22 protein-coding genes are annotated in these 23811 nt (G+C 53.0%); 13 read left to right on the forward strand and 9 right to left on the reverse strand.

Annotation, left to right across the window (positions count from 1 at the left end; genetic code table 11):
• Nucleotides 1-70: 70 nt before the first annotated feature.
• Nucleotides 71-352 (forward strand): helix-turn-helix domain-containing protein, encoded by a 282-nt coding sequence (locus F3J38_RS14645; RefSeq protein WP_167139943.1) that lies wholly within the window; start codon nt 71-73, stop codon nt 350-352.
• A 66-nt stretch (nt 353-418) separates the two neighbouring features.
• On the opposite strand, the gene murA is transcribed toward F3J38_RS14645, so the two are convergent.
• The 7 genes from murA to mlaF form a co-directional block, all read right to left on the reverse strand.
• Nucleotides 419-1678, reverse strand: coding sequence for a UDP-N-acetylglucosamine 1-carboxyvinyltransferase (gene murA / locus F3J38_RS14650; RefSeq protein WP_058962128.1), 1260 nt, complete (start codon nt 1676-1678; stop codon nt 419-421).
• 44 nt (nt 1679-1722) lie between these two features.
• Complete coding sequence (gene ibaG, locus F3J38_RS14655) at nt 1723-1980, reverse strand: BolA family iron metabolism protein IbaG (protein WP_007886637.1); 258 nt, start codon at nt 1978-1980, stop codon at nt 1723-1725.
• 114 nt (nt 1981-2094) lie between these two features.
• The gene (gene mlaB / locus F3J38_RS14660) at nt 2095-2400 is read right to left on the reverse strand and encodes a lipid asymmetry maintenance protein MlaB (RefSeq protein ID WP_167139529.1); all 306 of its coding nucleotides are present in this window, start codon (nt 2398-2400) and stop codon (nt 2095-2097) included.
• Nucleotides 2400-3032, reverse strand: coding sequence for a phospholipid-binding protein MlaC (gene mlaC / locus F3J38_RS14665; RefSeq protein ID WP_167139531.1), 633 nt, complete (start codon nt 3030-3032; stop codon nt 2400-2402). Before mlaC ends, mlaB begins: the two co-directional genes overlap by 1 nt.
• A 19-nt stretch (nt 3033-3051) precedes the next feature.
• Nucleotides 3052-3594, reverse strand: a complete 543-nt coding sequence (gene mlaD, locus F3J38_RS14670) for an outer membrane lipid asymmetry maintenance protein MlaD (protein ID WP_167139533.1) — start codon at nt 3592-3594, stop codon at nt 3052-3054.
• A gap of 4 nt (nt 3595-3598) precedes the next feature.
• Nucleotides 3599-4381 (reverse strand): lipid asymmetry maintenance ABC transporter permease subunit MlaE, encoded by a 783-nt coding sequence (gene mlaE / locus F3J38_RS14675; protein ID WP_167139536.1) that lies wholly within the window; start codon nt 4379-4381, stop codon nt 3599-3601.
• Nucleotides 4382-4385: 4 nt separating this feature from the next.
• A complete protein-coding gene (gene mlaF / locus F3J38_RS14680; protein ID WP_167139945.1) occupies nt 4386-5201 on the reverse strand; it encodes a phospholipid ABC transporter ATP-binding protein MlaF in 816 nt (271 codons plus the stop codon).
• Nucleotides 5202-5428: 227 nt separating this feature from the next.
• Here mlaF and F3J38_RS14685 point away from each other — a divergent pair, with 227 nt between their 5' ends.
• From F3J38_RS14685 to npr, 11 genes are all read left to right on the forward strand, one after another.
• On the forward strand, nt 5429-6412 hold the full coding sequence (locus F3J38_RS14685) for a calcium/sodium antiporter (RefSeq protein WP_167139537.1): 984 nt from the start codon (nt 5429-5431) through the stop codon (nt 6410-6412).
• Between the two features lie 13 nt (nt 6413-6425).
• Nucleotides 6426-7406, forward strand: coding sequence for an arabinose-5-phosphate isomerase KdsD (gene kdsD, locus F3J38_RS14690; protein ID WP_167139539.1), 981 nt, complete (start codon nt 6426-6428; stop codon nt 7404-7406).
• 13 nt (nt 7407-7419) lie between these two features.
• Nucleotides 7420-7986 (forward strand): 3-deoxy-manno-octulosonate-8-phosphatase KdsC, encoded by a 567-nt coding sequence (gene kdsC, locus F3J38_RS14695; RefSeq protein ID WP_167139541.1) that lies wholly within the window; start codon nt 7420-7422, stop codon nt 7984-7986.
• On the forward strand, nt 7983-8561 hold the full coding sequence (lptC, locus tag F3J38_RS14700; RefSeq protein WP_167139543.1) for an LPS export ABC transporter periplasmic protein LptC: 579 nt from the start codon (nt 7983-7985) through the stop codon (nt 8559-8561). Before kdsC ends, lptC begins: the two co-directional genes overlap by 4 nt.
• Nucleotides 8530-9084: a lipopolysaccharide ABC transporter substrate-binding protein LptA gene (gene lptA / locus F3J38_RS14705; protein WP_167139545.1), complete on the forward strand. Its 555-nt coding sequence runs from the start codon at nt 8530-8532 to the stop codon at nt 9082-9084. The genes lptC and lptA overlap by 32 nt, the downstream gene beginning before the upstream one ends.
• A 5-nt stretch (nt 9085-9089) precedes the next feature.
• On the forward strand, nt 9090-9815 hold the full coding sequence (gene lptB, locus F3J38_RS14710) for an LPS export ABC transporter ATP-binding protein (protein ID WP_084934314.1): 726 nt from the start codon (nt 9090-9092) through the stop codon (nt 9813-9815).
• Nucleotides 9816-9863: 48 nt separating this feature from the next.
• Complete coding sequence (gene rpoN / locus F3J38_RS14715) at nt 9864-11297, forward strand: RNA polymerase factor sigma-54 (RefSeq protein ID WP_167139547.1); 1434 nt, start codon at nt 9864-9866, stop codon at nt 11295-11297.
• 21 nt (nt 11298-11318) lie between these two features.
• Nucleotides 11319-11606, forward strand: a complete 288-nt coding sequence (hpf, locus tag F3J38_RS14720) for a ribosome hibernation promoting factor (RefSeq protein WP_167139549.1) — start codon at nt 11319-11321, stop codon at nt 11604-11606.
• Between the two features lie 162 nt (nt 11607-11768).
• Nucleotides 11769-12251, forward strand: a complete 483-nt coding sequence (ptsN, locus tag F3J38_RS14725) for a PTS IIA-like nitrogen regulatory protein PtsN (protein WP_205298271.1) — start codon at nt 11769-11771, stop codon at nt 12249-12251.
• Nucleotides 12252-12303: 52 nt separating this feature from the next.
• Entirely contained in the window at nt 12304-13158 is an 855-nt protein-coding gene (rapZ, locus tag F3J38_RS14730) for an RNase adapter RapZ (protein WP_084934317.1), read from the forward strand.
• Entirely contained in the window at nt 13155-13427 is a 273-nt protein-coding gene (npr, locus tag F3J38_RS14735) for a PTS phosphocarrier protein NPr (protein WP_084934318.1), read from the forward strand. The genes rapZ and npr overlap by 4 nt, the downstream gene beginning before the upstream one ends.
• Before the next feature lie 9 nt (nt 13428-13436).
• On the opposite strand, the gene mtgA is transcribed toward npr, so the two are convergent.
• Both mtgA and arcB read right to left on the reverse strand, forming a co-directional pair.
• Complete coding sequence (gene mtgA, locus F3J38_RS14740; protein WP_167139553.1) at nt 13437-14159, reverse strand: monofunctional biosynthetic peptidoglycan transglycosylase; 723 nt, start codon at nt 14157-14159, stop codon at nt 13437-13439.
• Nucleotides 14160-15055: 896 nt separating this feature from the next.
• Nucleotides 15056-17392 carry an aerobic respiration two-component sensor histidine kinase ArcB gene (arcB, locus tag F3J38_RS14745; RefSeq protein WP_167139555.1) on the reverse strand — a complete coding sequence of 779 codons (2337 nt, stop codon included), beginning with the start codon at nt 17390-17392 and terminating at the stop codon, nt 15056-15058.
• Nucleotides 17393-18278: 886 nt separating this feature from the next.
• Here arcB and F3J38_RS14750 point away from each other — a divergent pair.
• On the forward strand, nt 18279-23810 hold the full coding sequence (locus F3J38_RS14750; protein ID WP_167139557.1) for a glutamate synthase-related protein: 5532 nt from the start codon (nt 18279-18281) through the stop codon (nt 23808-23810).
• Nucleotide 23811 lies beyond the last annotated feature (1 nt).

Genomic DNA, 23811 nt, shown 5'->3' on the forward strand with positions numbered 1-23811 from the left:
GAAATCTCTACAATGGAACCGCACATGGCGGTAGAGATGAAGCAATAACATGGACATGGAGCAGAACGTTATGAATGCAAGGAAACAGGATTGGCATCCCGCTGATATCATCGCAGCCCTGCGTAAAAAAGGCACTTCAATGGCAGAGTTGTCGCGCCATTCGGGGCTGAACTCTTCCACGTTATCAAATGCGCTATCGCGCCCTTGGCCTAAAGGCGAGTGGCTGATCGCCAATGCGATCGGCGTTCATCCTGCCGAGATCTGGCCAAGTCGCTATTTCGATCCCATCACATCACGTCTGTTGGATCGCAAAAAACGCATAAGATCGCCAAAGGATCGACAAATTAATTGAGATCCTCACGGCGAAAAAAAACCAGCCACGTGACCGTGACTGGTTCTCTTCGAGCCGCTGGCAGTGTTATTCGCCGCTAACGCGCTCGATATTTGCACCCATCGCTTTCAGCTTATCTTCGATGTGTTCATAGCCACGATCGATGTGATAAATGCGATCCACGATGGTCGTGCCTTCTGCGATGCAGCCAGCCAGCACCAAGCTCGCTGAAGCGCGAAGATCGGTCGCCATCACTTGCGCACCTGAGAGCGTTTCAACGCCGTGGCAAATCGCTGTGTTGCTCTCGATTTCCGCATGTCCGCCCATACGAATCAATTCTGGGATATGCATGAAACGGTTTTCGAAGATGGTTTCAGTGATCACACCGGTGCCTTCAGCCACCATGTTCAGCAACGTGAACTGCGCCTGCATGTCAGTTGGGAAGCCCGGATGAGGTGCCGTACGCACGTTCACCGCTTTCGGGCGTTTGCCGTGCATGTCGAGGCTTATCCAGTCTTCACCGGTTTCAATTTCTGCACCCGCATCACGCAGTTTTGCCAGCACCGCATCCAGCGTATCTGGCTGCGCCTTGTGGCACACCACTTTACCGCGAGAAATGGCTGCCGCCACCAGGAAAGTACCGGTTTCGATACGGTCTGGCAGTACGCGATACACGCCGCCACCCAAGCGTTCGACGCCTTCGATGGTGATTTTGTCTGTACCCGCACCGCTGATTTTTGCGCCCAACGTATTGAGGAAGTTTGCCGTATCAACAATCTCCGGCTCACGTGCCGCGTTTTCAATAATAGTGGTGCCCGTTGCCAGCGTTGCCGCACTCATAATGGTCACAGTCGCACCTACGCTGACTTTGTCCATGACGATGTGCGCGCCTTTCAGGCGGCCATTAACGGAGGCTTTGACGTAGCCTTCTTCCAGCTTAATTTCTGCACCCAGCTGCTCAAGGCCAGTAATATGCAGATCAACCGGACGCGCGCCAATGGCACAGCCACCTGGCAGAGAAACTTGGCCCTGGCCAAAACGCGCCACCAGCGGACCCAGAGCCCAAATGGAGGCACGCATGGTTTTCACGAGGTCATAAGGTGCGCTGAAGACATTAACTTCGCGAGCGTCAACGTGAACCGAGCCATTGCGCTCAACGCGTGCACCCAGCAGGTTCAGCAGCTTCATGGTGGTATCGATATCACGCAGCTTTGGCACGTTCTGAATCTCTACCGGCTCTTCTGCCAGCAACGCAGCAAACAGAATCGGCAACGCAGCATTCTTTGCCCCGGAAATGGTCACTTCACCACTTAAACGAGTGGGGCCTTGCACACGAAATTTGTCCATTAACGGCTCTCAATTATCTATCAACAAAACAGCCCGTGGGACGCTTAGAAACCGTTGAGTTTACGGTCACGCGCCCACTCAGCTGGGGTATAAGTTTTGATGGAAACCGCATGAATACGGTTATCCGCAATGTATTCCATCAGCGGCGCGTAGACAGCCTGCTGCTTTTTAACACGGCTCAGTTCACCGAACATCTCACCTACGGCAATCACCTGAAAATGGCTACCGTCATTGCTGAGTACGTGTACTTCTTCTAATGGCAGCGCCTGCATCAGCACAGCCTGAACTTCACTATTTTCCATCGCTCATTGCTTCACTTGATAATAATAAGGCGGATATCTTAGAGGAAAGCGCCTGACTCTTAAATACGCAAAAGCCCCTGAAAACACCAGGGGCTTTAAAGGTTTAACCTGTAATCAGGCGATTTTTTCCGCAGAAACAATAATCTGCTGCAGGTTGTACAGCGTGATTAAAGACTGGAGTTTGTCGTTAATGCCAGTGAAAACCGGTGTGCTACCCTGCGCCCGAGCGATTTCGCGCAGATGCACCAGCAGCGCTAAACCGGCTGAATCCACGCGATCCAGCCTGGCGACATCAATGGTGGCGACGTCCAAAATCGCGGTATCACGCTCCTGCCACAATGTCAGCAGCGTGTCACGATCCAGCTTGCCGCTCAAGGCTAGCGTGCTGGCAGTGCGCTGCCAGCGTAACGGTTCACTCATTATTGCTGCTTATCCAGTGTAATCGGCTGCGCCGCATAGGTTTTCAATTGCGCCGTCAAACCATCGATACCCTTGGTGCGCAGCAGATCGCTCCACTCATTTTGTTTGGTGGTGATCATACTGATACCTTCGGCCACCATGTCATAAGCCTGCCAGTTTCCGGTCTGGCTGTTCTTACGCCACTGAAAATCGAGGCGCACAGGGGGGCGGCCATTCGGATCCAGAATCGTCACGCGAATCGCGACGATATTGGCGTCACCTATCGGTTGCGGTTGCTGAATCTGGTAAGTCTGCCCGTGATAGAGCGCCAGCGCTTGGCCATAGGCTTGCGCCAGATAATCGCCGAATGCGGCAAAATAAGCCTCGCGTTGCGCCGGAGTCGCTTCGCGATAGTAACGGCCCAGCACCAATGCACCGGCATATTTTATCTGCACATACGGCAAGAGCTCCTGACGCACCACTTCACGCAGATAGTTGGGATCCTGCTTAATTTTTGGTTGCTCGTTCTTGAGGCGAGTAAATGTCTTCGCCGCGGCGTCATTCATCTGCTTGTAGGGGTCGCTTTGATCCGCCGCATTGGCAGCCAAAGGCAAAATTGCCAGCATGGCAACCATCAGTAAACGTTTAAACATCGTGTTTTACCTCTCTGGATTATTCCGTTGTAGCAGGTGCTGCAGGGGCCGGCGCACTCTCAGTTCCCTGCTTTTGATTATCATTTTTATTGTCGCCGCTTTTATAGAGGAACTGTCCGATCAGATCTTCCAGTACCAGCGCAGATTTGGTATCGCGCAGCGTGCCGCCATCTTTAAGCATTGAGGAACCTAATTCAGGATCGTCAAAACCTAAATTGAGTGCGAGGAACTGCTCACCGAGCAGGCCTTGCGTACGGATCGCCAGAGAACTGGTATCCGGAATTTTATCGGTGTATTGATCGCTGATATCCATCGTTACGCGTGGCGATAACGTTTTGTCATCAAGGGAGATATCCGTCACGCGGCCAATCACCACACCGCCGATTTTGACCGGTGAACTCACTTTCAAGCCGCCGATGTTATCGAAGGTGGCATACAGCTTCCAGGTCGGCTCGGTGCCTAACGACTTGAGGTCGGCCACTCGCAGGCTAAGGAACAGCAGCGCCAGCAGTGCCGCCAGCATAAAGACGCCTACCCAGATTTCGTTTTTCTTGCTTTGCATTGCATCAATTCCCAAACATCAGTGCTGTCAGCACAAAATCCAAACCGAGTACCGCCAGTGAAGCATGCACTACGGTACGCGTTGTTGCCCGACTGATACCTTCCGAAGTCGGGATGGCGTCATAACCATTGAACAGCGCAATCCAGGTTACCGTGACGGCAAAGACTGCGCTTTTAATAATGCAGTTGATCACGTCGCTGCGGAAATCCACTGCATTTTGCATCGCAGACCAGAAGAAACCAGGATCGATCCCCTTCCAGCTCACGCCAACCAGCGCCCCACCTGCAATGCCTACCGCAGTGAAGATCAATGTCAAAAGCGGCATGCTAATAAATCCAGCCCAGAAACGCGGTGACACCACGCGACGCAACGGGTCAACTGCCATCATCTCCATGCTGGAAAGCTGCTCGGTCGCTTTCATCAGGCCGATTTCAGCCGTTAAGGCTGAGCCAGCGCGCCCGGCAAACAGCAATGCTGTCACCACAGGGCCAAGTTCACGCAGCAGCGATAACGCCACCAGCATTCCGAGGCTGGTTTCCGCACTGTAGGTGGTCAGTACCAGGTAGCCTTGTAGCCCCAGCACCATACCGATAAACAAGCCGGAGACCACAATGATCAACAGTGAGAGCACGCCCACGCTGTAAAGCTGCTTGACCAGCAGAGGCGCGTGGCGACGGAAAGCGGGTTTCCCCACCAATGCGTGAAACAGCATCAAACCTGCGCGGCCAAATGACGCGCATGTATTAATTCCCTGACGACCAAGTGACGCCAGTGCCTTTAGCAACATCAGTTCAATTTCTCCCTGCGCGAGTCAGATCGCTGAGGTAATCCCCGGCAGCGAAGCGGAACGGCACGGGGCCATCCGCATGACCCTCAATAAACTGGCGTACGCGCGGGTCGGCGTTGTTTCGCAGTTCCGGCGCACTGCCCTGGGCAATAATCTTTTGCCCGGCAACAATATAGGCATGGTCAGCAATGCTCAAGACCTCTGGCACATCGTGTGAAACGACAATACAGGTCACACCTAAGGCGTGATTGAGTTCATCGATCAGCTTTACCAGCACACCCATGGTGATTGGATCCTGGCCCACAAAAGGCTCGTCAAACATGATCAGATCTGGCTCAAGGGCAATAGCACGCGCTAGTGCAGCACGCCGCGCCATACCGCCTGACAGCTCAGCCGGCATGAGCTTTGCCGCGCCGCGCAGGCCTACCGCCTCAAGCTTCATCATGACGGTGCTGTGGAGCAACTCCGGCGGTAAGTTTGTGTGTTCACGCAGCGGCCAAGCGACGTTATCAAAGACGTTAAGATCGGTAAAAAGTGCTCCCGACTGAAATAACATGCTCATCTTTTTACGTGCTTCATACAATTTAGTGCGCGAAAGCGTAGGGATGTTCTGGTCACGGAACCAAATCTCCCCTTTATCCGGTTGTAGCTGTCCACCAATCAGGCGCAACAGTGTGGTTTTTCCAATACCAGACGGCCCCATAATGGCGGTCACTTTGCCAGCGGGCACGGTGAGCGAAATGTCGTCGAAGATGACACGATTTCCGCGTGTGAAGCTGACGCCACGAACCTCAACCAGATTCGTTTGCTGCTGGATCATCATTACCTCTTTATGCGGATCGGGCGTAATTTAAGTCGTGGATGGTAGCCTGGTAGGCCACAATGCACGATAGTTTTACAGAAACTTACCCACTTGGTGTGGCGAAAACGGCCTTAAAATTTACTTTTGCCTCTCAGACAGTCAAAATCAGCGCCTGTTTCCGCGCGCGCAATGTTTTTACCTGTCGGACAAGGTTTGCCGACACACATATCCATCAAGGATTTTTCATGTTCGTAGCCACTGCCCTGCTGTTTATCGGATTGATTTTACTGGTTTACGGCGCCGACCGTCTGGTATTCAGTGCCGCGATCTTATGTCGATCCTTTGGCATTCCGCCGCTAATCATTGGCATGACGGTCGTCAGCATTGGCACATCGCTTCCGGAACTGATCATCTCTTTTTCTGCCGCGCAGCATGGCCAGATGGATTTAGCGGTAGGCACCGCACTCGGCTCTAATATCACCAATATCCTGTTAATTTTAGGTGGCGCGGCGCTCCTGCACCCTTTAACGGTGCACTCCAATCTGATTCGCCGCGAACTCCCCCTGATGCTGCTGGTCTCACTGCTGAGCGGTATCATGTTATTTGATAACTACCTTAGTCGGCTTGATGGCATTGCGCTGCTGCTCATCGCACTGGGCTATTTACTTATTGCCATTCGCATTGCTCGTCGTGCCGAACGTGACAACAACGATACCCTGACACGCGAGCAACTGGCCGAACTGCCACGTGATGAAGCCGGCAATACCGTGGCCTTTCTCTGGCTCGCCGTGGCGTTGATTATTTTGCCGATGTCAACGCGCATGGTGATCGACAACGCGACGGTGTTTGCCGATTACTTTGGCGTGAGTGAATTAGTGATGGGGCTGACGCTTATCGCCGTGGGCACCAGCCTGCCCGAATTAGCCACCGTGGTAGCCGGTGCGCTTAAAGGCGAGGACGATATTGCGATTGGCAACCTCATCGGCGCGAATATTTTTAATCTGGCGATTGTTCTCGGCCTGCCTGCACTGATTCATCCCGGTAGCATTGATATCCACGCCTTCGCGCGTGATTACTGGGTCATGCTGGGCGTGAGCGTGCTGTTCGCCCTGCTCTGCTTGCTACGTAAACGCCGGATTGGTCGCGTGGCAGGCACCTTACTGTTAGGTGGGTTTATCGCGTGGGTGCTGTGGCTGTGGCTCAGCCCTGCGTTCATCACAAGCTATTAAGGACGGACTGACCATGTCACATCAGCAAGTGGATTTTGATTATCAACAAGCGGGTAAAGCGGTACTGCGCATTGAACGCGAAGGGCTGGAGCAGCTCGATCAGTATATTAACGCCGACTTTAGCCGTGCCTGCGAGATGATCATAGCCTGCCGCGGTAAAGTGGTGGTGATGGGCATGGGCAAATCCGGCCATATCGGCGCGAAGATGGCGGCAACCTTCGCCAGTACGGGGACGTCATCGTTTTTTGTGCATCCCGGCGAAGCCAGTCATGGCGATCTGGGGATGGTCACCCCCAATGATGTGGTGATCGCGATTTCCAATAGCGGTGAGTCGAGTGAAATTCTCGCGTTAATTCCAGTGCTGAAGCGCCAGAAGATTCAGCTCATTTGCATCACCAGCCGTCCAGAGAGCGCCATGGGGCGCGCTGCTGATGTGCACCTGTGCGTAAAAGTGCCACAGGAAGCCTGTCCGCTCGGCTTAGCACCGACTTCCAGCACCACAGCTACATTGGTGATGGGTGACGCGCTTGCCGTTGCGCTGCTGGAGGCGCGTGGCTTTACACAGGAAGATTTTGCGCTGTCACACCCCGGTGGTGCACTGGGTCGCAAGTTACTGCTGCACGTGAGCGATATCATGCACAGCGGCGATGAGATCCCTCACGTCACTCGCGACGCATCGTTGCGGGATGCGCTGCTGGAAATTACGCGTAAGAATCTCGGCCTGACGGTGATCGTTGATGATTTGATGAAAATCGAAGGTATCTTTACCGATGGTGACTTACGCCGCATCTTTGATATGGGCATCGATTTCCAGTCAGCCAGTATTCAGGATGTAATGACACGAGGTGGAATACGTGTGCGCCCCAATATGTTAGCCGTGGATGCGCTTAATCTTATGCAAAACAAAAACATCACTGCGGTGTTGGTGGCCGATGACGATCGCCTTCTCGGTGTGGTACATATGCATGACATGCTGCGCGCTGGCGTAGTTTGAACAGGAAAAAATAATGAGTGCTGAATCCACAATGGTTGATACCTGCTACGGTCCCGTCAGCGCAGACGTGATGGCGCGCGCGGCGCAGATCCGCTTGCTGATTTGTGATGTTGACGGTGTGATGTCTGATGGCGTGATTTTCATGGGCAACAACGGCGAAGAGTTGAAGGCCTTCAACGTGCGCGACGGCTACGGTATTCGCTGCTTGCTGACCTCTGACGTCGAAGTGGCTATTATTACCGGCCGCAAAGCAAAACTACTGGAAGATCGCTGCAAGACATTGGGGATTACGCATCTTTATCAAGGACAATCTGATAAGCTTTTGGCGTGGCGCGAACTCCTGGATAAACTGTCATTAACCGCCGATCAAGTTGCCTACATCGGCGACGACCTGATCGACTGGCCGGTGATGGCGCAAGCGGGCCTGAGTGTTGCCGTGGCCGATGCCCATCCCGTTTTGCTGCCACGGGCAAACTACGTTACGCGGATCGCCGGTGGTCGCGGTGCCGTGCGTGAACTGTGCGATCTCATTTTAATTGCGCAGAACAAATTTGAGGATGCCAAAGGGCAATCAGTATGAGTAAAAGCAGGCGTTGGATGACGCTGATTCTGGCCTTGATCGCACTGATACTGATCGGTTGGAATCTCACCAACCAGGATGACAGTAAAGCGCCGGTGGCAACCAATACCCAAGAGCCAACCTACACCAGCGAAAAATCCCATTCTGTGGTGTACAACCCCACGGGAGCGCTGGCATATCGGTTGGTCTCGGATAAAGTGACCTATTTCGCCGACGATGAAATTAGCTGGTTCGAAAATCCTGTCGCCACCACTTATGATGAAAACAAAGTGCCGACCTGGACAATACGTGCTGATAAGGCAAAGCTGACTAAAGATCGTATGCTTTATCTTTACGGCCATGTTGAAGTGAATACGCTGACCCAAGATTCACAGCTTGAGCGCATCATTACCGATACTGCTCAGGTTAATCTGGTCACCCAGGATGTGACGTCTGACGATCAGGTCACCCTATTTGGCCGCAGTTTTAATTCCACTGGTATGAAGATGCGCGGCAATTTACGAACCAAAAATGCCCAGCTGCTTGAAAAGGTCAAAACTTCCTATGAAATCCAAAATGAACAAAAACAGCCTTAAGCTGCTGCTGGTGAGCGCATTGCTGGCGACTAGTCTACCGGCGCTGGCTTTGACGGGCGATTCAGACAAGCCCGTCAACATCGATTCTGTCAACCAGTCACTGGATCTGCAGGGTAACGTTGCCACCTTTACCGGCAACGTGATCGTGACGCAAGGTTCGATCAAGATCACCGCCGATAAAGTGGTAGTGACCCGTCCAGGCGGCGACAGCAAAAAAACCATCGTGGATGCTTACGGCACACCTGCAACCTTCTATCAGATGCAGGACAACGGCAAGCCCGTTCAGGGACATGCCTCGAAACTGCATTACGAACTGGCGAACGATTTTGTTGAACTGACCGGTAACGCCTTCATTCAACAGTTGGATAGCAACATCAAAGGCGATCGCATCACCTATCTGGTAAAAGAGCAGAAGATGCAGGCTTACAGCCAGGGTGAGAGCAAGCGCGTCACCACGGTTCTGGTGCCTTCGCAGCTGCAGGACAAAAACGGCTCACCTGCGAGCCCCAAAAAGAGTAATTGATCGCTATGGCTACACTAATCGCTGAAAACCTGGCGAAAGCCTACAAAGGCCGCCGCGTGGTAGAAGATGTTAGCCTGCAGGTAAAATCTGGCGAGATTGTCGGCCTGCTTGGCCCGAACGGTGCCGGTAAAACCACCACCTTTTACATGGTGGTCGGTATTGTGCCGCGTGATGCGGGCCGTATCGTGATTGATGATGAAGACATCAGTATTCTGCCGCTGCACGCACGCGCCCGTCGCGGCATTGGTTATCTGCCGCAGGAAGCTTCCATCTTCCGCCGCCTGAGCGTCTTTGACAATCTCATGGCAGTGCTGCAAATTCGCGACGATTTAACGGAAGAACAGCGTCAGGATCGCGCCAATGAGCTGATGGAGGAGTTCCACATCGAACATCTGCGCGACAGCATGGGACAGGCACTCTCCGGAGGTGAACGTCGCCGTGTGGAAATTGCGCGTGCGCTGGCTGCCAATCCAAAATTTATCCTGCTGGATGAGCCTTTCGCCGGTGTTGACCCGATCTCCGTTATCGATATCAAGAAAATCATCGAACACCTGCGTGATAGCGGCCTCGGCGTGCTGATTACCGACCACAACGTGCGTGAAACCCTTGCCGTGTGCGAACGTGCTTATATCGTTAGCCAGGGCCATCTGATAGCGCATGGAACGCCTGACGAAATTCTTGCAGATGAGCAGGTTAAGCGTGTTTATTTGGGTGAAGAGTTCAGACTCTGATAAGGTGTCTGGATACCCGATAATTGCTCAGGACATTCTAGCCGGATTATGAAGCAAGGTTTGCAACTCAGGTTCAGCCAACAGCTGGCGATGACCCCACAGTTGCAGCAGGCCATTCGTCTGCTGCAACTCTCTACGCTTGAACTCCAGCAGGAACTGCAACTGGCGCTGGAAAGCAATCCGCTGCTTGAGCAAACCGATCTGCATGAAGAAGTCGATTCACGTGAGCATCAGGAGAGTGATTCGTTAGACACACGTGAAGCCCTCGAACAGAAAGATATGCCCGAGGAACTTCCACTCGACGCCACCTGGGATGAAATCTACACCGCGGGTACGCCTTCTGGCACGGGTACCGATTACCAGGATGATGAGCTGCCGGTTTATCAGGGCGAAACCACCCAGTCGCTGCAGGACTACCTGATGTGGCAAGTGGAGCTCACGCCGTTTACGGATACCGACCGCGCTATCGCCACCTCGATTGTTGATGCCATCGATGACACCGGTTATCTCACGGTGTCGGTACAAGACATTTGCGACAGCATCGGTGATGAAGAGCTGACACTGGAAGAAGTTGAAGCGGTGTTGAAGCGGGTGCAGCGCTTCGATCCGGTGGGTGTCGGCGCGCGTGACCTGCGTGATTGCCTGCTAGTCCAGCTGTCACAATATGCCGCCGATGCGCCGATGCTGGCTGAAGCGCGCCTTATTGTCAGTGAACATCTTGATCTGCTGGCCAATCACGACTTCCGCAGCCTGATGCGCGTCACACGGCTGAAAGAAGATGTGTTGAAAGAAGCGATGCTGCTGATTCAGTCGCTCGATCCGCGCCCAGGCCAATCGGTGAATACCGGCGAACCGGAATATGTCATTCCTGATGTGTTAGTACGCAAAATTGGTACCCGCTGGACCGTTGAGCTGAACTCAGACAGTCTTCCCCGCCTGAAAATCAACCAGCACTATGCTGCTATGGGTGGTTCTGCACGCAACGACAGTGACAGCCAGTTCATTCGCAGCAATTTGCAGGAAGCCAAGTGGCTGATCAAAAGCCTCGAGAGCCGCAATGACACACTGCTCAAAGTCACACGCTGCATTGTTGAACAGCAGCAGGCGTTCTTTGAACAGGGTGAGGAGTATATGCGGCCCATGGTGCTGGCAGATATCGCGCAGGCTGTCGATATGCATGAATCCACCATATCCCGCGTGACCACCCAAAAGTATCTACACAGCCCGCGCGGCATTTTTGAACTTAAATATTTTTTCTCCAGCCACGTCAACACCGAAGGGGGTGGCGAAGCCTCCTCTACGGCGATTCGTGCATTGGTGAAAAAATTGATCTCTGCGGAAAATCCCGCAAAACCCTTGAGCGACAGCAAACTCACCTCCATGTTATCCGATCAGGGCATCATGGTGGCGCGCCGTACCGTTGCTAAATATCGCGAGTCTTTATCTATACCGCCATCGAATCAGCGTAAACAGCTGATTTGACCGAATGAAGAAGGAAGACCTATGCAGCTAAACCTCACCGGACTTAATGTTGAGATAACCGAACCACTGCGTGAATTTGTAAATAGCAAATTTGCCAAACTGGAACACTACTTTGATCGTATCAATCAGGTTTATATTGTTCTGAAAGTGGAGAAGGTAACGCAGGTTGCGGACGCAACACTGCACGTCAACGGCGGGGAGCTGCACGCCACATCGGAAGCGGAAGACATGTACGCGGCCATCGACGGGTTAATTGACAAGCTATCCCGTCAACTGACCAAACACAAAGACAAACTGAACAAACACTAACCTTCATGCTTGCAGAGTGCCAACCGGTTTGGCACTCAGAGCACAAATGGGGCGGGTCAACCGCCCCGTTTTGTCATCTGCGCAAGCGCCAACAGGGGCCTCGCTATTTCCTCAGGAATGGCGTTAACCTTGCGGCTATGTGAACTCGCAAGTGAAACGATGATGAACAACGATCTGACACTGGAATTGAGCGCGGTCCTCTCACTGGACTGTACCCGTAGCGGCGTACACTGCCAGAGTAAAAAACGCGCGCTGGAAATTATCAGCGAGCTGGCAGCGAAGCAGCTCAATCTGCCTCACCAGACGCTTTTTGAAGCTATCCTGACCCGAGAGCGTATGGGCAGTACCGGCATTGGTAACGGCATTGCTATCCCTCATGGCAAGCTGGAGGAAGATACGCTGCGTGCCGTGGGTGTGTTTATCAGCCTCGATCAGCCGATCGCCTTTGATGCGGTGGATAACCAGCCGGTTGACCTGCTGTTTGCGCTACTGGTTCCTGCTGACCAGTGTAAAACCCATTTGCATACGCTGTCGTTGGTAGCAAAACGCCTGGCGGATAAAACCGTTTGCCGTCGTTTGCGTGCAGCACAGAGTGATGAAGAACTCTATGCCATCATCACAGAAGCTCAGGAAGAACACTCTTAAGCGACAGACACTTTTATCGGCGCAATCGCCGATTTAAAACGGGAGAAATGTGATGGTGCTGATGATCGTTAGCGGTCGGTCAGGCTCAGGAAAGTCAGTTGCACTGCGTGCCCTGGAGGACATGGGGTTTTACTGTGTTGATAACCTGCCGGTAGTGCTGCTACCGGAGTTGGCGAACACCTTAACGGAGCGCAATATCTCAGCGGCTGTCAGCATTGATGTGCGCAACATGCCTGAGTCACCGGAAGTGTTTGAGACTGCATTGAACAATCTGCCCGATTCGTTCTCACCGCAGTTGCTGTTCCTGGATGCCGATCGCAATACGCTGATCCGCCGTTACAGTGACACACGCCGCCTGCACCCACTCTCCAGTAAGAATTTGTCGCTGGAAAGTGCCATTGATGAAGAGAACGATCTGCTGGAGCCACTGCGCTCACGTGCCGATCTGATTATCGATACGTCCGAGATGTCGGTTCACGAGCTGGCAGAGATGCTGCGCACGCGTTTGTTGGGTAAGCGCGAACGTGAATTGACCATGGTGTTTGAATCTTTTGGTTTCAAACATGGTATCCCAATTGATGCTGACTACGTGTTCGATGTTCGCTTCCTACCTAACCCGCATTGGGATCCTAAGCTACGCCCGATGACCGGTCTGGATAGACCCGTCGCCGCGTTCCTTGATCGCCATACTGAAGTCCATAACTTCATCTACCAGACGCGCAGTTATCTGGAATTGTGGCTGCCGATGCTGGAGACCAACAACCGTAGCTACCTGACCGTCGCGATAGGCTGTACCGGTGGTAAACATCGTTCTGTGTATATCGCAGAACAGCTGGCAGATTACTTCCGCTCACGTGGCAAAAATGTGCAGTCTCGTCACCGTACTCTGGAAAAACGCAAATCATGACCGTGAAGCAAACCGTTGAGATTCGTAACAAACTGGGTATGCACGCCCGCCCGGCAATGAAACTGTTCGAGTTAGTCCAGAGTTTTGATGCAGAAGTCCTGTTGCGTAATGAAGCGGGCACGGAGGCTGAAGCCAGCAGCGTGATTGCACTGCTGATGCTCGACTCAGCGAAAGGTGGCCATATCGAGATTGAAGCCAGCGGCCCGCAGGAAGTGCAGGCACTGGCAGCCGTCATCGAGCTGTTTGAAGCCGGTTTTGACGAAGATTAACCGCGCGCGTTAGTGCAGCTTATAGCGCGCCAGAAAACCCTCGCCCCCTAACTGCCGCATCTGCCGCATGATCCACTGCTGTCGCATGCGGACATAGCCTGAAGGCGCATCCGCGCGGAAGCGGATCGGATTAGGCAAGACCGCCGCCAGCAGCGCGGCTTCTGACATAGTCAGGCGACTGGCCGGTTTGTGGAAGTAGCGCTGCGAGGCCTCTTCTACGCCAAACACGCCATTCCCAAACTCCGCGATATTGAGATACACCGTCAAAATACGCCGCTTAGTCCAGACAGTTTCAATCCCCACAGTCAGCCCCGCTTCTAAGCCCTTGCGAACCCAACTGCGGCCATCCCATAAAAACAAATTCTTAGCCGTCTGCTGCGACAGCGTTGAAGCGCCTCGCATACGTTCAGTTCCATCATTATCCAGAACCTGCTGGATCGCATCGACATCGAAGCCCCAATGCTCTGGGAATTTTTGATCTTCGGAGGCAATCACCGCCAGGGCCATCCAGGGTGAGATGTCATCCATGCCCACCCAATCAGAATGGGCCACATAGTCAAAGCGGCCGCTTAACCAAGCACCAAGCTGGCGTTCAACCATGACGGCTGAAAATGGCACGGGTATAAAAGCAAAAATAACAATGCCTGCCAGCCAGATGCCGAGCCACGCCAGCAGCACTTTCGCCACCAGCACTTTAATGCGCTGCCCCAGTTTCCCTTTACTCTTACTCATGCAATGTTCTCTTACCTGTTCCCTGGATTAATCAATCACTCAGGTCATGAATTCATATATGTGCGATTCAAACCGAAACTTTATCGCTTATCGCCCGCCAGGAAATCGAAAAATCATTGCCTGCGCAATCATCGTTCCTCTATTAGAGCCAATCACATCAAGCACTTCCACTATTAAGGAATCGGTTCCATGGTGAAAAACTTATCAGAATCTTTACCTACGGATACTTCACTCAATGTGATTAATGTCACACTTAAACTTTCATATTATTTAACAATAAACTTTCAAAGCATTTGAAGATGCTCATTGAAAAACGAGGCGATTCTGAAAAACATGGCTGAAATCGCATCAGCCATCCCCTGATTGCCCCCTTCCATGGTAAAGTATTTCGTCACGACTTTGGTTTACATTACCGCGCTAAACCTTGATCTGGAACTTTCTGCAGAGGGTTTCCAAAACGTTTTGGATAACCTGCACTTAACAGCTTAATTACTCACTAATATCAGCATGTTAAGCTTACTTAACTGCGATTTTTTAGCGGAATCAGATTTTAACCCCTGGCCGCCGACGTTTCCGGCTTCTGCCTGAAGGAAATCCAGGCAAAAAGCAGAACAATTGGTCAAAAATAGTGCAATACGGCAAAGAAATTAATTCCTTGCTTGACTGTGTCATCAAATTAATGTTTTCTGTATTTAAACGCTGCTCAACATCACACAATTTAATGAATCTTGTCACAAGCGTTGGCGAATTTGTTAAGGTGATTTTGAAGCGTTAACCAATACCAAACTGTTGCTGGTTCATTCGAACTCAAACGATAGCAGCAGTACCCATTTCCCTGGTGTTGGCGCAGTATTCGCGCACCCCAGTTTCGACTGGGGTCATTTTTTTCTGGCATCCTACGATTTTTCCCGCTCAGCTACCCATTCGCGTAACACGTTAACTTCATGCTGCCACTCATGTTTTAATTCGTCGATCCACTCCTGCACGTTGTCCCACCATGCGGGGAGTTCCGGTGACTGAATCTGTTTCGCCAGCTTCTGCAAATGTAGCAGACCTACAGAGCCTGCGGCCCCTTTAATCTTATGCCCTTCTTCCGCAATGCCTTTCTGATCGCGCGCCATCATGTTGGAATCCAGTACCTCGAGATAGCCCGGCATCATCTGCTCAAACATCGTCAGGCTTTGCTTAATTAAGCCTGGACCGACCAATTCAATGTACTGCTCCAGCATCTCCACATCGAGCAGCGTGCGGGAGTGCTCTGATGAGGTGGGCAGGATGGACTCTGCGGTTTCGCTCTGGTAATCCCAGAACTTTTTGATAATGGCAGTCAGCGCCGGCACAGCCAGTGGTTTGCTCAGCACATCATCCATGCCCGCATCGAGATACTCTTTTTTATCCTTCAGCACGTTGGCCGTCAGTGCCACCAGCGGCGGTAATGTGACACCCGCATGCTGCTGATGGATGGCTCGCGACACATCCAGCCCAGTCATATCCGGCAGTTGGATATCAAGCAGTACCAGATCGAACTCTTGTGGGTCAAACATGGCCAGCGCCTCGCTGCCGGTCATCGCCACTTCTACGCTGCATCCCAGTTTCTCCAGTACGGAACGGGCGACGATAACGTTCAGTTCGATATCTTCGACCAGCAGCACGTGCAGCGCCGGTAACGGCATGTTGTCATCAAGATTCTCATCTTCAACTTCGTCCGCCACGCGAGGAGCTTTAATCTCCACGGTGAAACACGAACCCTGCCCCGGCGCGCTACGGACGCTGATATCGCCACCCATCGCCTGTGCCAACCGGCGTGAAACCGCCAATCCAATCCCGGTCCCCGTTGCCGGTTTTCCGCCCTGCTGATCTTTCACCTGGTAATACATCGCGAAGATCTTATCCTGCTCATCCTGTGGGATACCCATCCCCGAGTCCTGCACTTCGAAGTGCAGCGTTTCGTCCTCGTGATAATCCACACGTACGACGATTTCACCCTGCTGGGTGAATTTCACTGCGTTGCCGATCAGGTTCCACAGGATCTGACGCAAACGTGTCCCATCCGCCGAAATCATATGCGGCAATGGCAGTTCCGGTGCCATCACAAACTTCAGACCCTTCGGCTGCGCCAGCAGACCTGACAGGTTTTCGAGATCCGCCAGGAAACCAGTGAAATCGAGCGGTTGGTTATCCAGTTGCACTTTGCGACGCTCGATTTTGTCCACTTCAATCACATCATTGAAAATATTGCCCAACGTGATAGCGGAGACGTGAATGGTTTTAAGGTACTTCAGCTGTTCCTGGTTAAGATCGGTATCCAGCAGAATACGACTCAAGCCAACAATGCCATTCAGCGGCGTGCGAAGCTCGTGGCTGATGGTCGAAATAAAGGTGGTCTTTTCACGGCTGGCGTTCTCTAACGCGTCCTGATAGCGCTTACGCTCGGTAATATCGCGTCCAAAGCCCATCAGTCCACTGCGTTTGCCTACGCGATCGTAATAAGGCACTTTGCGGATTTCAAAACAGGCTTTACGTCCATCGGGATATTGCAGCCACTGTTCATAAGTCAGCGAGACGTTGTGGCGGAACACCTTCTCGTCGGTTTCCAGCACTTTGGTTGCGGCATCCTCATCGTAGATATCGCGGGGTGTTAGACCAATCAGCTGTTTCTCGCTCATGCCGGTCAGCAATTCCATGGCGCGGTTACAGCCCGAGAACTGTTTGTCGATGTTGCGGTAGAAGACCAAATCCGGGGAGGCATCGAGGAAAGAGCGCAGGAAGGAAGATTGTTGCTCCAGCTCGATCTGCGCCTGTTCACGACGCGCCATCTCTTCGCGTAGCTTATCCATCACCTGTTCGCGCGCCTGCTCCGCTTTTATACGGTCATTAATCTCCTGATTAAGCTGAGCGATGGTTTCCTTCATCTGCTGGTTGAGCTCGAGGTCGCGGGTACGCATCTCCTCCAGTTTATCCACCAGCTTCGACAGCCGCTGACGCGACTCTTCTAATTGATCGACCACCACGGAGAGAAAATAGACCGCCCAAGGCGTAATCAACAGACCGAAAAATATCGAACGTACGACGTCAATGCTTTCTACATGCCCGCGCAACACCATAGTGACTGCCATCTGCACCACCATCGCCAGCACCACCAGTGCCGAGGCCAACAGCAGTGAAAAACGCACCAGCCCCAATTTGACCATCAGATCAACGTAGTACTGCGCTAAAAGACGAATCTGCTTCATGTCGAGCTCCCTGAACGAAATCTGCCCCATGATAGCGTAATTATCGTCGCACTGCGCCGCTTCACCGCGTAGAGTCGCGCGGGTTTGCCTCATTATGGTGCATCACAAGACTATTTCGCCGACGTTCGCCTCTATATGCCTAAAGCGCTTGACTAATTCTGCCAACTGAATAATCTGGAGGGCCGCGCTTTTGCGGCCCTTTCATGACATCCCGTGCTATTCAGCGTTCTGGCAGCCATTTAGCCTAATGGTTGCGTTTCTTTATTGCATATCCATTCAACTTTAGTGCTATTTTAATCACGTCAATGCTGATTAATTTTACTAATGACAGACCTATTTTGATTCAAATATGACGCCATAAGAAAAACAGATACATGCTGTGCATGAAACGGCGCCAACAGAATTTTATGCTGATAGAGTCCGGTTATTCAGCATTGTTTGGATATATGAGGCCCACCTCACAGTGAGACGGCTCACACTTCATAGGGGAATCAGAATCCTCAGATTGACAGTTATTTACGTAATAAATTGTTCATAATCATATATTTAAACCGCAAAAAAGCCCATTAACCGCAATAAAGCTGGCTATTTGACCTGAGTTCGCTTTCCCGATAAGTTGGAATTCCGCTGGATGCTTTCCAGTCGGGACTGTGTCTCGGCATATCTATGCAGCAAGAAACTCCCTCTGGATGCAAGTTATCTCCCGTAAGAGACCGGAAGTAAGAGCAGCTTATCAAGGACGTGAAATTTATCTCTTGAGAGCCTTTGCTCGGTATTGCGACGTCCGCGTTTAGCGCGGCGAAAACGAATTTGATACAGCACGCAGCCAGTGCTCTGTGCTTGAAATAATGCAGGTAATGTCAAAAGCAGTTTAAGGAGACCCTCAATGTCCACTCAAAAACCTCATCCCTATGGTTTGTATGATCCCTCAGCAGGAAGTGATAGCTGTGGTGTTGGGTTTATTACCCGTAAGGACGGCGAGCAGACCCATGAGATCCTGCAGATGGCGCACAGCGCGCTATGCACAGTACCGCACCGTGGCGGCATGTCTGCTGAGGGCGTGGGCGATGGCGCAGGTGTCAACGTCGACCTTTCTTTAAACTTCTTCCGTAAAGTGACGGGCCAACCGCTGGAAGCCGGTCGCTTTGGCGTGGGTAACTTCTTTGTGCCAAAAGATGCAGAGCTGCGTGCAAACGCAGAGCGTCTGGTGGAAGAGACCTTGGCTGCACATAACTTCCCTGTGCTGATGAAGCGCGATATGCCGTTGGACGGCAGCGTGACGCGTCCAGCTGCCCTGCAGTTCCAACTGCCGATTGTGCAGTGGATCTTTGCGGCACCACAGGATGTCACCGAACAGATCGAATTCGAGCGTCACATCTATCGTGCGCTGCTGGATATCGAAGCGCGTGCCTTTACAGAAAGCGAATTCGGCGGTCTCTATCCGCTGTCGCTCTCTTCTCGTACTCAGGTATTCAAAGCACGCCTGAACTCAAATGAAGTCATTCCGTACTTCAAAGATTTGACCGATGTGGACCATCAGGTGCGTGGGCTGTTCTTCCATACCCGCTTCTCGACCAACACCGATCCACACACCACCATGGCACAGCCGTTCCGTCTGATGGCGCACAATGGTGAATTGAATACCGACCGTAAGAACCGCATCGCTGAAGCGGCGCTGATGCTGGCGCGCGGTAAGAAAATCGTGCGTCCTAAAGGCCAGTCTGACAGCTCACGTCTTGACCAGAGCATCCACAGCCGCTTGATGGAAGATAATCTCGACCTGATCAACGCCGTGGTTTCCATGATGCCGCCAGCCTGGGAAAACGACACCTCGCTGTCGAATGAAGTGCGCGCCATGCTGGAGTACTTCTCTCTTTATGAAGAGAAGAACGATGGCCCAGCAGCGTTGATCTTTGGTAACGGTGAAGTGATCGGTGCGCGTCTTGACCGCCTGGGTCTGCGTCCGCTGCGTTCCGTAGAAACCGCCGAGTACATCGGTGCGATGTCGGAAGCCGGCCAGATTGCCTTCCCACCGGAAAGTGTCTTGCGTCGTGGCCGTATCGAAGCGGGCGGCATGCTGTATTACGATCACAAAGAAAAACGCTCTTACACCACGGTGGAAGCGCTGGAAAAACTGGCAGCAGAGAAAGATTATCTTTCTCTGCTGAGCGCGGCCCGTGTTGACCTGCAAGATCTGCCAGAAATTCAGGCAGAGAAGCTAGGTTCACCGCTGCGCTATCGTGGCGACCTCAAAACCTATCAGCGTTTTGTGGCGTACTACTACAACCAAGAAAGCTTCAAATTCATGATGGACCCGATGCTGCAAACCGGCGCTGAGAAAATCTCGGCAATGGGTTACGGCAACGCCATCAACGGCCTGTCCGACCACGAAGGCGGCATGGCGCACTACTTCTCACAACGTTTTGCTCAAGTCACCAACCCGCCACTGGACTCCATCCGTGAAGCGGATGGCATGACGCTGCGCGTGGCGCTGGGTGCTAAACCGCACTTGGGCCGCAGTAAAGGTCAGCAGGTTATCGTGCCGACCCCGATCCTGACGCACCTTGATATGTTGCGTCTGCGTGAGCAGAACGTGGCACCTTACGCGCGCTTTGAGATGTTATACGAGCCGGTCATCGGCAAAGATATCGTCAGCCGTGCGGCTAATGCCAAAGCGCTGGAAAACGCCATTGATGATTTGGCGCAACAGGTGGTGGATTTTGCGCGCCAGCAAGGCGGCATCGCGGTCATCACTGACCGCCACATCTCCTCTACTCACGCTGCCATTCCGATGCTGCTGATGGTTTCAGCGATTAACCAACGTCTGGTGCAGGAAGGTCTGCGTCTGGATGTCTCTTTAGTCGTCGAAAGCGGCCAGAGCATCTCTTCACACCACATCGCTGCAACCTTGGGCTTTGGTGCGTCTGCGGTTTACCCGCTGGGCGTGCAGATGCGTGCGGAAGAGAAGTTTGGCGAAGGTGAAGAAGGTAACAAAGCCTTCAAACGCTATGCCAAAGCCGCAGAAAAAGCCCTGATGAAAACCATGGGTAAAGTGGGTCTCTGTACCGTAGAGAGCTACAGCTGTGGTGAGTTCTTCGAACCTAACTTCCTTGATACCGAAGATCCGGTACTGAAGAAGTATTTCCCGAATATCAAAACGCCAGTGGGTGGCGCAGGCTTCCCGGCGATCGCTCAGATGGCGGTTGACTGGCACCAGAGCGCACTGAAAATTCAGGGCGAGGCTGAAGTGCCGTTGCTGGGTCTGTTCAAAGAGCGTGCGGAAGGTGCCGGCCACTCCTACGGTACCATTGCCGTACGTACCTTTATCGACATGACCGAGCAGCCAATTCGCTTCGCTGATAAAGCGCGCGAAGAGGACAACTTTATCCGTCTGATGACGCTGGCCAAACTGGATAATGCTTTCAATATCAAAGCTGAAGCCTTTAAAGACAGCAGCTTCGAACGCATCCCGAACGAGGTGATTGATACGCTGGCGATCACGCCGGATTACCGTCAGTTCTCCAGCCTGATGCATACGGAGCGTAAACGTCGTCCAGCGGCTCTGCGTGATATTCTCGCGCTGCCATGTGATTTGACCCACGTTGACAGTGAAGCGGAGTTTGGTCGCAAATTGGGCCGCTATTCGCTGGTCAACAATGGTTTCGCCACGCGTGGCCTGAAGTGTGAAGCCGTCAATGGCAGCCTGAACCAGTTTGAACTGCGTTTGATTGACTCGATTGCCGGCCTTAAGCCAGAAGATGAACGCCTGGAAGCCTTGTCACGTGCGCTGAAAACCCGCTTCGGTGACGATATCGAAAGCAGCAGTGTCGCAGGCGGTGTATTGCACATCACCGCTTACGGTAAAGCGGCAGATTACCTGTCACTGATCTTTACCGCTCCGCCTTCGCTGCCGCTGGAAGAGATTCAACCGGCGCACGAAATCACCCGTACTTTCGCCTCAGGTGCGATGAGCCACGGTGCCTTGGTTGCCCCTGCACACGAAGCCGTGGCGCACGGCACCAACATGGTCGGCGGGATGAGTAACTGTGGTGAAGGTGGTGAACACTATTCACGTCACGGCACCATCCGCGCGTCACGTATCAAGCAGCTGGCATCCGGTCGTTTCGGCGTGTGGGCGGCTTATCTGGCCGACCCAATGCTGGAAGAGCTGGAGATCAAAATTGGTCAAGGTGCGAAGCCAGGTGAAGGCGGACAGCTGCCTGCACCGAAAGTGACCGTGGAGATCGCCGCAGCGCGTGGCGGTACGCCAGGTGTTGAGTTGGTTTCTCCCCCACCGCACCACGATACCTACTCTATCGAAGATTTGGCGCAGCTGATCCACGACTGTAAAGCCGCACGTGTGCGCGTCATCGTGAAACTGGTGTCTTCTGAAGGTATCGGTACTATCGCGGTCGGCGTGGCAAAAGCCGGTGCTGACGTGATTAACGTGGCAGGTAACACCGGCGGTACTGGTGCGGCTTCCGTCACCAGCTTGAAATACACCGGTCGTGTTGCCGAGATTGGCATCGCTGAAGTACACCAGGCACTGTGTGCCAATGGTCTGCGTGACAAAGTTCAGCTCCGTTGCTCTGGCGCGCAGCAAACGGGTAGCGATGTGATCAAGTCAGCCCTGCTCGGTGGCGACAGCTTCGAGTTCGGCACCACCGCGCTGATGATGCTGAAATGCGTGATGGCGAAAAACTGTAACGTTAAATGCCCGGCCGGTTTAACCACCAACGCCGAAGCCTTTGATGGCGATCCGCGTCAGCTGGCGCAGTACTTCGTTAACGTGGCGCAAGAAGTGCGTGAATTCCTCGCACGTCTCGGCCTGCGTTCACTGCGCGAAGCCCGTGGCCGCTCTGACCTGCTGCACCTGATGGATCACCCACTGGAAGTCGGCAAGCTGGACCTGCGTGCGATGTTGACCGTGGTACCAGAGCAAAAGATCGCTAAGCCTGTCTATCTGGAAAAAGATTTCGAACTGGATAATGGCTGGGTTGAAGAGCTGAAAACGCAGTTGATCGACCAGGCGAGCCGCGATATCGCACTCGGCGCAGGCATTACCCTGAACAACCGTAACAAGAGCGTAGGCGGCCAATTGGCCATCGACATCGAGCGTATGCTCAACCACGAACTGTCTGCTGAACAACGTGCAGCATTGCCAGCGGTATTTAAAGACGATCGCGGTCGCCATTACCTGGCACCACGCACCGTAAATATCCACACCAGCGGTTCTGCCGGTCAGTCATTCGGTGCCTTCTGCAACGATGGTATGCAGATGAAGCACTACGGCACCTGTAACGACGGTGTGGGCAAAGGTCAATGCGGTGGCGAATTGGTGGTCATGTCACCGGGCGGCGGCGCACAAGACAGCGACGGCAACGTGCTGATCGGTAACTTCGCGCTGTTTGGTGCAACCGGTGGCCGTTTGTTCGTACAGGGCCAGGCGGGTGACCGTTTCGCGGTACGTAACTCCGGCGCAACGGCCGTTGTCGAAGGTGTCGGCGATTTCTGCTGCGAATATATGACTAACGGTGCGATTCTGAACCTCGGCACCTTTGGTAAAGGCTTCGGCAATGGCATGAGCGGTGGTTTCGCTTACCAGTATGACCCGTATGGTGCACTGGCAGGACACGCAGCGGGGGATTCCGTGCTGTTCGGTTCTATCGCCGACGAAGATGAATTGGCCCAGGTTCACAAGCAAGCGGTGCTGAGCATGTTGAACTGGCATCTGGAAGCCACCAACTCGCCGCGCGCAGCCTGGCTGCTGGAGAATTGGGAAACTGAGTGCCACCACTTTGTCTACGTGATGCCGCGTTCGCTGCTGCTGTATCAAGACGGCGGCGAGATCTTGAAAGCGAAATCACGTAAGGATTTGCTGGAAGAACTGTCAACATCACTGGCTGCGCATCAGGTTGCCAAATTCAAGGCAGCATGGCGCACCGGCAAAACCATCGCCAATGGTGCAGTACCGGCTTACGGTGCGACAGATACGCTGGAGATGTTCGTTCTGCTGAATAACTACACCGTACTGAGCTTTGCGCAGCAGCTTGCACTCGGCAAACTGCCAAAAGGCACCGCCGTTGAAGACCCTGCGGTTGAAAAAGCGGTACGCAATTTGCTGATGACGGAAGACTTCGCGCTGGTGAGCAAACTGCAACGTCATGCTCGTTCAGCGATTGAAAGCTACAGCGATGACGAATTGGCTAGCCTGATCGCGGCAAAACGTATGTCCGATTACAAAGCGGCACTGACGCAACGCAACATTCGCTCGATGGACAGCCTGGCAACTTATGGCTGGATCATTTATCAGGATGCCCGTAACCGCGAGGTGCTCGGCCATCTGCCTGATTTCGAAGAGCTGTTTGCGCGTGCTGCACTGCCAGAAATCGCCGCTGCTGTCGGGAAACTTTCCTGAT

Source organism: Candidatus Pantoea formicae, assembly GCF_011752625.1.
Classification (GTDB): Bacteria; Pseudomonadota; Gammaproteobacteria; order Enterobacterales; family Enterobacteriaceae; genus Pantoea; species Pantoea formicae.